Raw genomic sequence first — 14,232 nt, 5'->3', positions numbered from 1 at the left:
CCATGGCGTTAGAATGCCTTTTTTGCCCCGGCGAACGCCGTGCCGCTCGCCATTGCACAGGATGCGCATCATGGATCTGCTGGCCAGTCTGCACTTCTCCCTCTCCATCACGGGCCCCATCTGCGTGGTACTGCTGCTCGGCATCTGGCTCAAGCAGCTGGGTCTGTTGCCCGACAGCTTCGTCGAATCCGCCTCCCGCCTGGTGTTTCAGGTCACCCTGCCCGCCCTGCTGTTCCTCAGCATGGTGCGCACCGATTTTTCCACCATGCCGAGCCCCTGGCTCATCCTCTACGGCTTGCTCGGCACCCTCACCGGCTTTCTGGTGCTGGAGCTGCTGGCGGCTCGCTTCGTCCCCGAGCGGCGTCAGCGCGGCATCTTCGTGCAGGGCAGCTTTCGCGGCAACATGGGGATCATGGGGCTGGCCTATGTACAAAACGCTTATGGGCCGGAAGGGATAGGCGCCGCCGCCCTGTTGGTGGGCTCGGTCACCGTGCTCTACAACATACTCGCCGTGATCACCCTCACCCGCAGCCTGGGGGGCAGCAAGGGGATCAAGCCGATCCTCAAGGGGATCGCCAAAAACCCGCTGATCATCGCCATCCTTTCAGCCCTGCCGTTCGGTCTGCTTGGTATCGAGCTGCCCCAGCTGGTGATCACCACGGGCAACTACTTCGCCAACATGACACTGCCGCTGGCCCTGCTCTGCACCGGCGCCAGCCTCAACCTCAAGGCCCTGCGCGGCGGCGCCATGCTGACCGGCTGGGCCACCGCCAACCGGCTGTTCTTTATCCCTGTGCTGCTGGTGACGGGGGCTTGGGCGCTGGGCTTCAGCCCGCAGGCCCTCGGCATACTGTTTCTCATCAGCTCCACCCCCACGGCCGCCGCCAGCTATGTGATGACCCGCGCCATGGGCGGCGACAGCGTACTGGCCGCCAACATCATAGCCACCACCACGCTGGGTTCTCTGGTCAGCACCAGCCTGGGCGCCGCCCTGATGAACTACCTCGGGTTGATGGGCTAGCCAGCAGTGACAACGAAGCGACGAGTGACTTGACCTTGCCGCGGGCGGCAGCTTTAGGCTGATAACACATCAACAGAGGAGATATCCCATGACCATCGAACTCACAGTGTCCGGCATGTCCTGTGGTGGTTGCGCCGCCAGCCTGCAAAAAGCCCTGCTGGCCCAACCTGCCGTCAGCACCGCCAGCGTCGATTTCACCAGCAGCAAGGCCATCATCGAAAGCGAACTGAGCAAAGCCGAGCTGATCGCCCTGATTGAAGCCAAGGGTTTCTCGGCAAGTTAAATTATCTCCATAGAGGTATAAAGCGGGTTAATATTCTGTATCCAGCTGTTTTTTGGTGAGAGTCATCACAGACCCCCTCAACAGAAAGCGCAAACTTGCTGCAATCTTTATCACTCAGAAGGATTTGCAGCATGACTCTCCCTATCCGCAAGACCCTGCTCGCCGCCGTCGTTGGCCTGACCCTCTCCCCCCTGGCCATGGCCCTGCCGCAGGTTCATATCCTGGCGACCGGTGGCACCATAGCCGGTGCGGGACAGTCCGCCACCCAATCCAACTATGAAGCGGGCAAGGTGGCCATCGAGACGCTGATCGCCGCCGTACCCGAGATGAAGAACGTGGCCGAGGTGAAGGGGGAGCAGGTAGTCAAGATTGGCTCCCAGGACATGAACGACGAGGTGTGGCTCAAGCTGGCCAAGCGGGTCAACGAGCTGCTGGCCAAGGATGACGTGGACGGCATCGTCATCACCCACGGCACCGACACCATGGAAGAGACCGCCTACTTCCTCAACCTCACCGTCAAGAGCGACAAGCCGGTGGTGCTGGTGGGCGCCATGCGTCCCTCCACCGCCATGAGTGCCGATGGCCCGCTCAATCTGTATAACGCAGTGGTCACCGCCTCCGATCCCAGCTCCAAGGGGCGTGGCGTCATGGTCGCCATGAACGATACCGTGCTGGATGCCCGCGACGTCACCAAGACCAACACCACCGGGGTGCAGACCTTCGCCGCTCCGAACTTCGGCCCGCTCGGTTACATCCACAACGGCAAGATCGACTACCAGCGCAGCCCGGCCCGCCTGCACACCAGCAAGACACCGTTTGACGTGAGCAAGCTCGACAAGCTGCCGCAAGTGGGCATCGTCTACAACTATGCCAACGCCACCGATCTGCCGGCCAAAGCCATGGTGGATGCCAAGTTTGACGGCATCGTCAGCGCCGGGGTGGGCAACGGCAACCTCTACCACACACTGTTCGATACCCTGGCCAAGGCGAGCAAGGATGGCATCCGCGTGGTGCGCTCCGCCCGCGTGCCGACCGGCGCCACCACTCTGGATGCCGAGATCGATGACGCCAAGTACGGCTTCGTGGCCGCCGGCACCCTGAACCCGCAGAAGGCGCGCATCCTGCTGATGCTCTCCCTGACCCAGAGCAAGGATCCGGCCCAGATCCAGCGCTGGTTCCAGCAGTTCTGATCCCGGGGCTCAACCCGCTAACCTAACCCCATGAAAAAAGGGCAGGATCAGATCCTGCCCTTGCTCATGGCGTCATCTTCGCGTAGCGCGCCGTCAGCTCACCATCAGCCAGCCGCAGAACCCCAGATATACCAGCCCCACGCAGGCAAGCCTGCCCGCCGTCATCCGCCCACGGCTGAAACCCCACCACAGCAGTGCCACCGCCAGCAGGGTCACCAGCGAAGAGACCATCATGGTGCTGTCGAGCAGCCAGGGGGTGAACAGCAGGCAGAACGCCTTGGGAATGGTGCCCTGGATCATCATGGCGCCGGAGATATTGGCCAGCGCCAGTCGGTTCTTGCCCTGGCGCACCCAGATCAGCACGTTCATCAGCTCCGGCATTTCTGTCGCCACCGGGCTCAGCAGCAGGGCCGCCAGCACGGGAGAGAGGCCGAACAGCTCGCCCATGCTCTCCAGCTGATGAACGAACAGCTGCGCCGCCAGCGCGACCACCACCAATGCCACCAGGGTCTGCAGCAGCACCTTGCCGAGCGCCGGGATCTCGGCCTTGGGATCCAGCTTGAGGGGCTCTGGCAACTCGACCTCGTGGCTGTCGGTCTGTTTCAGCTCGCGCCGCACATAGACCAGATAAACCAGCACGAACAGCGGGGCCAGCCAGGTTTTGCCGGTGAAGGCCACCATGCCGAGGGCGACCGCCACCAGGAAGATACCGACAAACCAGGCCTGATCCCGGCCTATCTCGCGCTGCACCTCGCCATCTATGACCCTGTGCTCACGGCTCATGCACAGCAGCAGGGTCACGCCGACGGCGGCATAGCCTATAGTGGAAAGCACCAGGGGGCCACCGAGGGCGGCGCCTATCCCAATCTGTTGCTGGGCGGGGGCATCCCCCATCAGCAGCGCGGTCAGGGTAACTATGCATTCGGGCAAGGCAGTGCCGAGGGCCGCCAGCAGGGAGCCGGTGGCACTCTGGGAGAACTTGAAGTGATGGCCGGTCCATTCGATACCGTTGACGAAATATTCGCAGGCCAGGTAGATGGTGACGGCAGAGAGCAGAAATAACAGCAGGGTGATCAACATAATAGGCAACCGCCAGGCGAGCAGAACAACCAATGGACCCGATACGGCTCGCCCGGCTGGCTTGCGTATCGAGGCCAAAGGTCTTGCAGAGCGATAGATGCTATCGCCGCTCATGCCATGGATCTGAAGATCCAAGAATGTTGACATGAGCCCTGCCCGGATCACGGGCGGGTTGCTACTCCCCAATGACAGTGCGGGCTTTTTACCAAACCGGCGGCCAGCTCACAAGGCAAACTAATGATCATCAACTCAGTAAGTTGTAAGAGAATGTAACTCGTCACTCGGTCAGTACCCTCGATTTCTCCGTCCGGATCCCCACTCTTTCCACCGGCATCCACGCCTTGGCACAACGATTGCTATGAGTTGTCTACTGTCCACAATAGTTTGGGAAGGATGAACGATGAAACGGTGGATCCAACATTTCTATCAACTGAACCGCCTCAACTGGCTCATGGTCTGGTTGCTACTCTGCTGCAGCATCATATTGCTGTTTCCGGCCGGCCTGATGAAGGGTGCCGTCAGCCAGTGGGCCACGACCCACGCCGCCTGGCTCGGGGTCGGCATGCTGATCGCCATCTCCTACTTCTGCAGCCAAGGCTTCCTGATCGCCTGGGAGTGGGCCTGTGACGAATGGCAATCCCGCCGCCAGCAGGATCAGCTGGCCCAGATGATCGCCTTCCTCGATTTCAACGAGAAGGCGGTGCTGCGCGAGTTCGTGCTGCAACGCAAAAGCGTCATAAACTTGCCGATCACCGAGCCTGCCGTCAAAAACCTGATGGATGCCGGCGTACTCACCTACGCCTACGGCAAGCCGGTGCGGGAGAAAGAGGACGAGAACCAGATCCGGGCGCTGATGATAGCGCTGCCGGCGCGGCCGCTGCTCACCTACAAGGTGCTTGGCCTCTCCCGTGGCAAGATGAGCGACGAGCAGGTGGAGCAGATCATGAGCGCCAGACCCAAGTTCGCCCAGAAGGGCTTCCAGCGCTAACTTGCTGCCACCCTAAAAATAAAAGAGCCGGACTGTGTCCGGCTCTTTGCTATCTGCTTGTTTACATTCGGTCCTGGCTTTCAAGTAACCAGCACAGAGTGATGGATCTGCCCTTATTCGGTTCTGGCCTTCAAATAGCCAGCATAATCCGGGATCTGCACGCTGAACGCCTGCTGCATGTGAGGGCTGTCCATGAGGAAGTCCGCGGTGGCCTCGTTGGTGGCAACCGGAATGTTCCACACGGCCGCCAGGCGCAGCAGCGCCTTCACGTCCGGATCGTGAGGCACCGCATTGAGGGGATCCCAGAAGAAGATCAGCACGTCTATCTTGCCTTCGGCAATCAGGGCACCGAGCTGCTGGTCGCCACCCATGGGGCCGGAGAAGAGACAGGTGATGGGCAGTTGCGCCTTCTTGCCGAGCATGGTGCCTGTGGTGCCGGTCGCATAGAGATGGTGGAGCTTGAGCTCCTCCTTGCGGCGCATCACCCAGTTCAGCAGAGAGGTCTTCATGTTGTCGTGAGCCACCAGCGCCACCCGCTTGTGGGGTGCCATCTCACGTGCAATCAGTTCCATGGAATTCATCCGTAGCATTGTGATGGGAAGAGAGCCGTATCCTAATCGAAAGCGGCGCCCGCTGCCTGGCCGGGCGCCGTAACTGTGATCACTTCGACTGTTCAATCCACTGCTGGTTCTTCTGCTCCAGCACAGAGATGGGCAACATGCCGTATTCCAGCACATGGTGGTGGAACGCCTTGAGGTCAAACCGGCCGCCAAGGGCCTGTTCGGCAGACTCCCGCATCCGGATCAGCGCCAGCTGGCCTGCCTTGTAGGAGGTTGCCTGGCCGGTATAGGCCATGTAGCGCGGCACCTCCGAGCTGATGTCCCCCGCCCCCAGCGCCGAGTTCTCCTTCATGTAGCCGACGGCCCTGTCGTGGCTCCAGCCGTACCAGTGAATGCCGGTATCCACCACCAGCCGCATGGCCCTGAGCATCTCCTCGTTGAGGCGGCCGAAGTACTGCAGCTGGTTGTTGAAGGCGGACGAGCCCTCGACCTTCACATCCCCCACTGCCGGGTCATAGAGGCCGCGCCCCTGATAGAGCCCCATGTCATGATCCGCCAGGTATTCGGTGTAGAGCGCCCAGCCCTCCGCATAGGCGGTATAGGAAGCATTCGCCACGTACTGCGGGAAGTCGGGATCCTTGGCCGCCAGCTCCTGGGCTATGGTGATCTGGAAGTGGTGGCCCGGCGCCGCCTCATGGGCCAGCAGGGTACTGATGTTCCAGCTCTGCAGGCCATAGGGGTAGTAGGTGTTGAGAACGAACTGCCCCTTGCGGCCGGTCTGCGGGTTGCCGTCCTGATACCAGGCGACCCCACCATAAGGCGCCTCATCATAGGAGACGGGCACCACCTCGTAATCCAGCTTGGGAATGGTGCGCTCGGCATCGAAGAAGTCCGGCAACACCAGCGCCGCCTTGCTCTTGAAGCCGTTGTACTCCCGCAACGCCCGCTCATGCTCAGCCAGCGCCTGCTGCTGCGGCTCGCTCAGGGCCGCACCGGCCGCATTGCCCGGGTTGAGATTGGCGGACCAGACAGCCAGCGGATTCTGGTAGAAGAAGGCCGGCTCGTTGAGATAGCGGAAGAAGTCATAGATCTGGCCGCTCTGCTTGCTCTGTGCCACCTCATCGCTGTCGCACTTGCCGACGGTATGGCACACCTTGACCATGGCACCGAAGATCCGCTCCACCTCGCTCAGCCCCAGCTCATGCACCTGCTCCGGCGTCATATTGGTGGTGGTGTGCTTCTTCAGCAGCCAGCGATACCAGTCGCGGCCATTGGTCATGCCGCAGAAACCGTCGTCACACTCGCCACTGCCAAGGCGCACCGCATAGGCGCCGCCATGCTGGTAATCCAGATAGTCCCGCAGTGCCAGATAGCGGCCGTTGATACTGTCCAGCACCCCCTTGTAATCGGTGCGCAGCGCCTCGTCGGCCTCCCCCGGCAACTGCAGCCAGCCGAGGTAGGCACCGGAAATGGCTTCGCCATCCAGTTTGCTGTTGAGCTGGGCCAGCAGCCGGTCCACCAGCTCGTCCGGCAAGGTATTGCCCTGGGCGCTGCCAAGCTCGAACTGGTGCTTCACCTCGGCCAGATAGGCGTCATAGGCCTTGAGCCAGACAAGGTGCTCCTGATACCAGGCCAGCGGGGCCGTCGTTGCCCTGGCCTGAGTGGCCAGCACCGGGGCCTTGGCCGGGCGGTCGAGATCCCGCCGCCAGGCGGCATCTCCCGGCGCGACCCGCTCGGCCGAGCTCTGCTCGAAGTAATCGAAGCCGCTGCTGACAGTGCGGGCGGCCTTGCCGCTGGCGGGCGCAGCCCCCACGTCATCGGCCAGCTCCACCACCCGGTTGCGAAAGTGGTGGATCGGGATCTGGGACTGGGGCAGCTCATAGCCCGCCAGATTGATCTGCAGATCCCAGCGGATCATGTCGTAGAACAACCGGTCCCGCTCGCTCAGCACGCTCGGGTCCAGGGCGTCCAGCCGGGCGAGCAGCGCACTGTCGAGCGCCTTGCGTTTAGCAGTGCTGGACGCATCGATGGCAAAACCGTAGGGATCCAGCGCCTGACTCTCGCGCAGGGCCTCGTCCATGGTTTGCATCAGGGAAGCCTTGGTCGCGGCGGGATCCGCCGGCGCGTTGGAGCTGTTGTCGTTGCAGGCAGCGAGGGAGAGTGCGATGGCGCAGGCAAGCGCCAGCTTGTTGGGCAAGAAGTGCATGGTGTAGTCCTTTAACCTGTTGTTATTGTGTGCCCCCGATAAGGGGCTCCAATAGTGCATCTCTCCCGCCCGCATTTTTGCGACCTGATTAACAAAAATAAGCTTGTTTTTCATACAGATGACAGCGATGAAAAGCTATGCAGCCGGACATGAAAAAACCCGCCTGAGCGGGTTTTTGAATCGGCTTTTCATGCCATAACTATTCAGGATGAGCCGTGATGCAGCTGTGACTGCTGGTAGTTCTCCAGCCCGATGCGATCGATGAGATCTAGCTGGGTCTCCAGCCAGTCCACGTGCTCCTCCTCATCTTCCAGAATGTCCTGGAACAGATCGCGACTGATGTAGTCCTGCACCGACTCGGCGTAGGCGATGGCCACTTTCAGATCCGGGATGGCATCCATCTCCAGCGACAGATCGCAGCGCAGCATCTCTTCAACGGTCTCGCCGATGCGCAGCTTGCCGAGATCCTGCAGGTTGGGCAGCCCTTCCAGAAACAGCACCCGCTTGACCAGCTCGTCGGCGTGTTTCATCTCATCGATAGACTCGTGATACTCCTTGTGCCCGAGCGCCTTGAGGCCCCAGTCATCATAGATGCGGGCGTGCAGGAAGTATTGGTTGATGGCAATCAGCTCATTGGCCAGCACCTTGTTGAGGTGGGCAATGATCTTGGGATCTCCTTTCATCGACAGTGCTCCTTGGTTCGTGCCTGAGGCTTCGATCATTAGAGCTTAGTCCAGAAAGGTGACAACAATAGGCTTGGCGAGCCAGCTCGCCTGAGAGACAGGGGACCCTGTTGGCGGGTCAAATCAGAAAGAGATCGGTCCGGGTCAGGCCACCTCGTAGTAGAGCGGGGCTTGTTCCAGCTCGGCCTTGTCGAGTTCGGCGGCGATGATATCCATGGTCATGCGCACACATTTGCCACACTGGGCCCCCACTTCCAACGACTGCTTGAGCTGACGAAATTCGGTCTTGCCTGCCTGTACCGCCTTGCGGATCTGGGTATCTGTGATGCCGCGACACAAACAGACGTACATAGTGTTTACCTCATGCTGGAATGCCATGAAATCTAAATGAGAATAGTTCGTAGTGCAAATAACAATTAGTAATAAGATCCCCTGCTTGCCAGCCATCAACCCCTTGGGGACAATGTCCCGTCACAGAGGGAAACATCATGCTCAAGAAACTGTTCACTGCCCTGTTCGCAAGCAAGCCCGCCCCTGTCGTTGAGGTGACTCCCACCGAGTACGCCGGCTACCTCATCTACCCCGAGCCCATGGCGGAAGGGGGCCAGTACCGGCTGGCGGGCCGCATCACCAAAGAGGTGGATGGCATGCTGCAGACCCACATATTCATCCGCTCCGATCTGTTCGCCAATCCGGCCGATGCGGAGCGTTTCATGGTGCAGAAGGCCCACACCTTCATCGATCAGATGGGGGATCGCATGTTTGAACCTCGTGTCAAAGCGGGCGACAGTTCAGCCTCATGAGCCCTGCCGAGGTGAAAGCCCTGCGCCAGGCCCTGGTTCGTGCCGGTGAACGGCGCCTGGTCTGGCTGGAAGGGAACGAGGCCGATTGCATCGCCCGTGCCGAAGCATTGCTGGGCGGCGTCATCTATTGGCTAGGAGAAGGTCCGACCTGCCATGGGCCAGTTCCCGCCGCCAAGGCGCTGCAACGGCTCGGTCAGGAGTGCGACACCCTTGTCTTCAACGCTTTCAGCGGCTTTCATCCCGACGCCTTCGGCGCGCTGGCGGGCACACTGCGGGCGGGCGGCCTGCTGCTGCTGCTGACGCCCTCCAGGGCGCAGTGGCCCGAGTATCCGGATCCGGACAGGGTGAGGCTGGTAGCCCAGCCAGAAGAGGCTGAACGGGCTGGCCACGGCTTCATCGCCCGACTGGTGCACCTGCTGGCAGGCGATCCTGCGCTCTCCCTGCTCCCACCCACCAGCCCCGAGCCCTGGCAGCCGATCGGTGCACTGCGGCGGCTGAGTCATGATCAGGCCGCGGCCCTGCCCGCTATTCACAGGGTGTTGCACGGCCATCGTCGCCGCCCGCTGGTGCTGAGCGCCGATCGGGGACGCGGCAAGAGCAGCCTGCTGGGGTTAGCCGCCGCCGAGCTGCTGCGCCAGCAACCCGACCTCAAGATAGTGGTGACAGCCCCCTCCCTAGCCACGGTTGCCACCCTGTTTGCCCACGCGGCACAGTCGCTGGGTACAGAGGTGGAGCGACTGGTTGGCCTCGAGTTCTGCTCACCGGCCCGGCTGGTACAGGACACCCTGCAACCCGATCTGTTGCTGGTGGACGAAGCTGCCGCCATTCCGACACCGTTGCTTGAGGCCATGCTGGCCCGCCACAGCCGCATCGTCTTCGCCACCACGGAGCACGGCTACGAGGGCACGGGACGCGGTTTTCACCTGCGTTTCAAGCGAGTGCTGGACCGCCAGACGCCGGATTGGCAGGAGATCCACCTGGCCGAACCGATCCGCTGGAGCCTTGGCGATCCGCTGGAGCCGCTGGTATTCCGGCTGCTTGGCCTCAATGCCGAGGTGGATCCCCCCCTGCCACCGACCAGCCCGGGCTGGCGGCTGATCGGGCAGGATGCGCTGGTGAACGACGAGGGGCAGCTCAATCAGCTGTTCGGCCTGCTGGTGCTGGCGCACTACCAGACCACACCGAGCGATCTCAGGTCTTTGCTGGAAAGCCCGGATCTCGACATCCACCTGCTGGAGCAGGAGCAGAGTCTGCTCGGGGTGGCGCTGGTGGCACGGGAGGGCGGTATAGACCCCGAACTGGCCGAGCAAATCTGGGCGGGCCGACGGCGCCCGCGCGGCCATCTGCTGCCCCAGTCCCTGCTGGCCCACGCTGGTTTCAAGACGGCAGGGGCGCGCAGCTACGCCCGGGTGATGCGCATCGCAATCCACCCCGCACTGCATCGCCACGGGCTCGGCTCGCGACTGCTCGGCCAGCTGGAGGACTATTACCGGGAGGAAGGGCTCGACTATCTCGGCTCGGCCTTCTCGGCCAGCGCCGATCTGCTGCCCTTCTGGCGCAGGGGCGGGCTGCGGGTGCTGCGCATCGGCCTGCAACGGGATGCCGCCAGCGGCAGCCATGCCGCCCTGCTGCTCAAGGCGCTGAAACCCGAATGGGAAGCAGAGCTGGCCCTGTGGCACCAGCGCTTCGCGTGCCAGCTGCCGACCCTGCTGGCAGGTGAGTTGAAAGAGCTGGAACCCGAACTAGTGTGGCAATCTCTGGAGGGGAGCCCTGCCCTGCCGACGCAGGATGAGTTTGAGCGCGATGAGCTGGTGTGCTTCGCTCACCACCACAAGCCGTTCGAGCTGTGCCAAGCCAGCCTGCAGCGCTGGCTGGCCGGCAATCTGCCACGACTGGCCGCCCTGACCCCCGCCGAGCGTCAGCTGCTGATCGCCACCATCTGGCAATATGCGGACTGGGGGCATCTGGCCAATCGGCTGCAACTGGCGGGCAAGCCGGCCATCATCAAGGCGCTGCGCACCCTGCTGGCTCGCCTGCTGGATGTCCCTACCACTCGATAGGCTCGCCTCGCCAGTCGAGATAGCTGAGTTCGCCATCCGACGTCAGCCGATCCATCAGACCCACCAGATGGCGAGCTACCTGACCTGGCGTCTGCAAGCTGCCGGCCGGCACATTGGCATGAAACGGACGCGAGAGCGGGGTATCCACAGTGCCCGGATGAAACGCCACCAGCTTGACGCCCGGGGCACGCCGGGCGAGCTCGATGGCGGCGCACTTGAGCAACATGTTGAGGGCCGCCTTGGAAGCGCGATAGCCATACCAACCCCCCGCCCGATTGTCGCCTATGCTGCCGACCCGTGCACTGAGCACCGCCAGGGTGCAGGGCGAGGCGCCAAGCAGCGGGAGCAGCTGGTTGATCCAGCGCAGCGGCAGCAAGGCATTGGTCTGGTAGAGACGGGTCATGGCTTCGACATCAAGCGCTTCCAGCCGCTTTTCCGGCTTGATCGCCCCCTGATGCAGGACACCATTGCAGATCACCAGCCTGTACGGTTTCGGGGCCAGAGTGGCGATGCGGGCCACCACGTCAGCCATTTGCTGATCGCTGTAATCACAAGTCAGCCAATGCAGGCGAGGATCATCGCATCCGACGGGGGCTGGCTGCCGGCTGACTGCCATGACGGAACCGCCCCCAGTCTCCAACCAGTGCGCCACCAGCGCCTGACCTATAGCGCCCCCGGCCCCTATCACTACTACGCCCTCGTTCATCCTCAGCTCCTGTTTGCAGTGAGTGTGATGCCCTTCTCCATCGCCTTTTTCTTTCCCTGTTAAGCTGTTACGCGCCTTCCTGCCTGCCGGATCAAGCAGTTATGAGGGCCATCTTGTGTGGATCTCCCCGGTGTGGGCGGATCCATTCCTATACTGAGGGAAAACCGCAGCCGGTGCTGCCAGCGCAACCAGAAGCACGAGAGTCGCCATGATGTCCAAAGACGGGGAAGAGCGTAAATCCATCCTGACCGAGAGCGGGACCAACGAGCTCGAGATCATCGAGTTTCACCTCAAGAAGCAGCTACCCGATGGCAGGGAAAAGATCGCCTATTACGGCATCAACGTCGCCAAGGTGCGCGAGGTGATCCGGGTACCTGAGACCACAGACTACCCCAACGCCCAGCGCCACATGGTGGGTGTCTTCTCCCTGCGCGAACGGCTGATCCCGCTGGTGGATCTCGCGGGTTGGCTTGGCATCAAAACCAACCCGGATCCCAACAACAAGGTGGTCATCGTCACCGACTTCAACAAGATGGCGAACGGCTTCCTCATCGACAGTGTCAGCAGGATCCACCGCGTCTCCTGGGAGGATGTGGAGTCCCCCAGCCAGTTTCTGGAGGCGGGCGAGAATGATTGCGTGGTGGCCGTGGTCAGGCGAGATGGCAACCTCATCATGATCCTCGACTTCGAGAAGATCATCGCCGACATCAACCCAGAGCTGAGCATGGAGAAGTACGATGTGACCCAGGATCGCAAGGTCATCATAGACGATCGCATGATGGCACTGCGCCAGGCCAAGACGGTGCTGGTGGTCGACGACTCCGCCTTCATCCGCAAGATGATAGAGACCACGCTGCGCACTGCGGGCTACAACGTGGTGACCGCCAAGGATGGGGGGGACGGGCTGGAGATGCTGATGGAGTTCGACCGCCTGTCGCAGGAGGAGAAGATCCCGGTGGCCGAGTTCGTCAGCGGCATCATCACAGATGTCGAGATGCCCCGCATGGATGGCATGCACCTGCTCAAACGGCTGCGCGACACCCCTGCCTTCAAGACCACCCCCATCGTCATGTTCTCGTCGCTGATGAGTGACGACAACCGCCAGAAGGCGCTGCAGCTGGGGGCCAACGACACCATCACCAAACCCGAGCTGGGACGCATGGTCGGCATGATGGACAACTTCCTGCTCGGCATCCCCATCCCCAAACCGGGCAATCTGTAAGGCCGTGAACCGGCCAGACAAGCAAAAGGGCGCCGAGGTGCCCTTTTGCTTGTTGCCCCTTCACCCAAGCCAGAGGTAGAGCTGATGGGCCGCCACACCGGCGCACAGGCCACCTATGGTGTGAGCCACTATGGCGCGGGAAGTGAGATGGCGATAGCCGAGGGCATCCAGCATGGCGGTATGGGTGCTGAGAAAACCGCTCCAGCACATGCCCATGGCGGTGAATACCGCGACCTCGTTGCCGGTGATCCAGCCCTTGCCAATGAAGGGCGGCACCAGCGACATGGCCGCTCCGACCGCCCCCAGCGAGGTCACGGGGAAGGCCACCAGCTCGGCATGGGTGAAGCCGAACAGCAGCTCGAACAACCAGCCCACCTTGGCCGCGAGCACCGGCAGCAGCGCCACCCCCTGGAAGGCCTCGCCACTGTAACCCTGCTCGCCCGGGCCGAAGGTCAGCAGCATCACAAAGGTGCTGATGATGAGCACCCCGGGGATCACCGCCATCCCCAGCTCCACCCCTGACTTGCCGCCATCGAGCAGGGCATTGAGCACCCGCAGCCAGGTGGGGGCCGCTTCCTGACTCAGACCCGGCTTGGCGCCTACGCTCATGGCCTCGTCATCGATCAGGGTTTCCCCCACCAGCGGGCGGATCATGCGCTGCATCAGCCGGGTCGAGACCACTGAGCCGATGAGGGCGCCGAGCAGGCCGATCAGTGCTGCACTGGCGGTCGATTCGCCGCTCGGCAGTTGCAGGGTGGCCATGAAAGTCACCACGATCAGTCCCATGCCGAAGGCGGTGCCGAAGTTGGTGAGCGACACCAGTTGCCAGGGGGTGAAGCCCTTGCGAAAGCGGCTGTCCTTGGCGAGGCTGATCACCGCCGGGTTGTCGGAGAAGAAGGTCATCAGGGCCGCTAGGGCGGTGCGACCGGGCAGGCGGAAGATGGGCTTCATCAAGGGTGCCAGCAGCACCTCCAGCAGGCGGATCACCCCGAACTCGCTGAGCAGCTGGCTGAGCGCCCCCGACAGCACGGTAATGCCCATGATGAAGAGCACCGTATTGAGCAGCAGCTGATGGGCGGTGTTGAACAGGGTATTGACCAGGGCGGAGAGCCCCATCTGGCTGCCGAGGTAGCCGAACAAACTGCCCAGAATGGCCAGTACCAGTACCGGCTCCAACCAGCGGCGAAGGGAGGTGATACCCTGATGAGAATCTTTAACTACTTGATTTTCCATACCAATCCTGAAGTCTGTCGCTGTGTGGTGAGTATTGTTGTTATGACACCCATAAAGCAGGAGCCCTTGTCTCGCGACAAGGGCTCCTTGAATGGCTCCTCCTGCTGGGCTCGAACCCGTGACATACGGATTGACGGGCCGCCGTTCTACCGACTGAAGCAGGAAGGAAAAATGGGTTGCCGGACGATCCTGTCCAG

The 14,232-nt window shown here is 61.9% G+C and carries 14 protein-coding genes and 1 riboswitch; of the genes, 7 read left to right on the top strand and 7 right to left on the bottom strand.

Annotated elements, in window-relative coordinates:
* The first annotated feature begins 70 nt into the window (after positions 1-70).
* The 3 genes from ACW5XD_RS11300 to ansB all read left to right on the top strand — a co-directional run bounded on the left by ACW5XD_RS11300 (position 71) and on the right by ansB (position 2,494).
* On the top strand, positions 71-1,021 hold the full coding sequence (locus ACW5XD_RS11300; RefSeq protein WP_456494962.1) for an AEC family transporter: 951 nt from the start codon (positions 71-73) through the stop codon (positions 1,019-1,021).
* 88 nt (positions 1,022-1,109) lie between these two features.
* Complete coding sequence (locus ACW5XD_RS11295) at positions 1,110-1,304, top strand: heavy-metal-associated domain-containing protein (protein ID WP_456494961.1); 195 nt, start codon at positions 1,110-1,112, stop codon at positions 1,302-1,304.
* Between the two features lie 131 nt (positions 1,305-1,435).
* Complete coding sequence (gene ansB, locus ACW5XD_RS11290) at positions 1,436-2,494, top strand: L-asparaginase 2 (protein WP_456494960.1); 1,059 nt, start codon at positions 1,436-1,438, stop codon at positions 2,492-2,494.
* A gap of 93 nt (positions 2,495-2,587) precedes the next feature.
* On the opposite strand, the gene ACW5XD_RS11285 is transcribed toward ansB, so the two are convergent.
* Positions 2,588-3,574, bottom strand: a complete 987-nt coding sequence (locus ACW5XD_RS11285; RefSeq protein WP_348687496.1) for a sodium:calcium antiporter — start codon at positions 3,572-3,574, stop codon at positions 2,588-2,590.
* An 88-nt stretch (positions 3,575-3,662) separates the two neighbouring features.
* Positions 3,663-3,770: riboswitch (yybP-ykoY riboswitch) on the bottom strand.
* 204 nt (positions 3,771-3,974) lie between these two features.
* Between ACW5XD_RS11285 and ACW5XD_RS11280 the strand changes: the two genes are divergently transcribed.
* Positions 3,975-4,562, top strand: a complete 588-nt coding sequence (locus ACW5XD_RS11280) for a superinfection exclusion B family protein (RefSeq protein WP_042868087.1) — start codon at positions 3,975-3,977, stop codon at positions 4,560-4,562.
* Between the two features lie 113 nt (positions 4,563-4,675).
* On the opposite strand, the gene ACW5XD_RS11275 is transcribed toward ACW5XD_RS11280, so the two are convergent.
* From ACW5XD_RS11275 to ACW5XD_RS11260, 4 genes are all read right to left on the bottom strand, one after another.
* On the bottom strand, positions 4,676-5,134 hold the full coding sequence (locus ACW5XD_RS11275) for a methylglyoxal synthase (protein WP_456494959.1): 459 nt from the start codon (positions 5,132-5,134) through the stop codon (positions 4,676-4,678).
* Between the two features lie 88 nt (positions 5,135-5,222).
* Positions 5,223-7,328: a DUF885 domain-containing protein gene (locus tag ACW5XD_RS11270; RefSeq protein WP_456494958.1), complete on the bottom strand. Its 2,106-nt coding sequence runs from the start codon at positions 7,326-7,328 to the stop codon at positions 5,223-5,225.
* Between the two features lie 203 nt (positions 7,329-7,531).
* Positions 7,532-8,011: a bacterioferritin gene (gene bfr / locus ACW5XD_RS11265; protein WP_005314068.1), complete on the bottom strand. Its 480-nt coding sequence runs from the start codon at positions 8,009-8,011 to the stop codon at positions 7,532-7,534.
* Between the two features lie 144 nt (positions 8,012-8,155).
* On the bottom strand, positions 8,156-8,362 hold the full coding sequence (locus ACW5XD_RS11260; protein WP_456494957.1) for a bacterioferritin-associated ferredoxin: 207 nt from the start codon (positions 8,360-8,362) through the stop codon (positions 8,156-8,158).
* Between the two features lie 137 nt (positions 8,363-8,499).
* On the opposite strand from ACW5XD_RS11260, the gene ACW5XD_RS11255 reads away from it, so the two are divergent.
* Together ACW5XD_RS11255 and ACW5XD_RS11250 are read left to right on the top strand one after the other, a co-directional pair.
* Positions 8,500-8,814: an HlyU domain-containing protein gene (locus tag ACW5XD_RS11255; RefSeq protein ID WP_456494956.1), complete on the top strand. Its 315-nt coding sequence runs from the start codon at positions 8,500-8,502 to the stop codon at positions 8,812-8,814.
* On the top strand, positions 8,811-10,874 hold the full coding sequence (locus ACW5XD_RS11250) for a tRNA(Met) cytidine acetyltransferase TmcA (protein ID WP_456494955.1): 2,064 nt from the start codon (positions 8,811-8,813) through the stop codon (positions 10,872-10,874). The genes ACW5XD_RS11255 and ACW5XD_RS11250 overlap by 4 nt, the downstream gene beginning before the upstream one ends.
* On the opposite strand, the gene ACW5XD_RS11245 is transcribed toward ACW5XD_RS11250, so the two are convergent.
* Positions 10,861-11,580, bottom strand: a complete 720-nt coding sequence (locus ACW5XD_RS11245) for an SDR family NAD(P)-dependent oxidoreductase (RefSeq protein ID WP_456494954.1) — start codon at positions 11,578-11,580, stop codon at positions 10,861-10,863. The genes ACW5XD_RS11250 and ACW5XD_RS11245 overlap by 14 nt on opposite strands.
* 208 nt (positions 11,581-11,788) lie before the next feature.
* Here ACW5XD_RS11245 and ACW5XD_RS11240 point away from each other — a divergent pair, with 208 nt between their 5' ends.
* Entirely contained in the window at positions 11,789-12,802 is a 1,014-nt protein-coding gene (locus ACW5XD_RS11240; RefSeq protein ID WP_042868074.1) for a chemotaxis protein, read from the top strand.
* Positions 12,803-12,862: 60 nt separating this feature from the next.
* Here ACW5XD_RS11240 and ACW5XD_RS11235 read toward each other — a convergent pair whose 3' ends face one another.
* On the bottom strand, positions 12,863-14,035 hold the full coding sequence (locus tag ACW5XD_RS11235; RefSeq protein ID WP_456494953.1) for a CD0519/CD1768 family membrane protein: 1,173 nt from the start codon (positions 14,033-14,035) through the stop codon (positions 12,863-12,865).
* Positions 14,036-14,232: the final 197 nt, after the last annotated feature.

It is taken from the genome of Aeromonas enterica (genome assembly GCF_054052465.1).
Note: the sequence above shows the minus strand (reverse complement) of the source record. Positions and strands in the feature narration are given on the sequence as shown.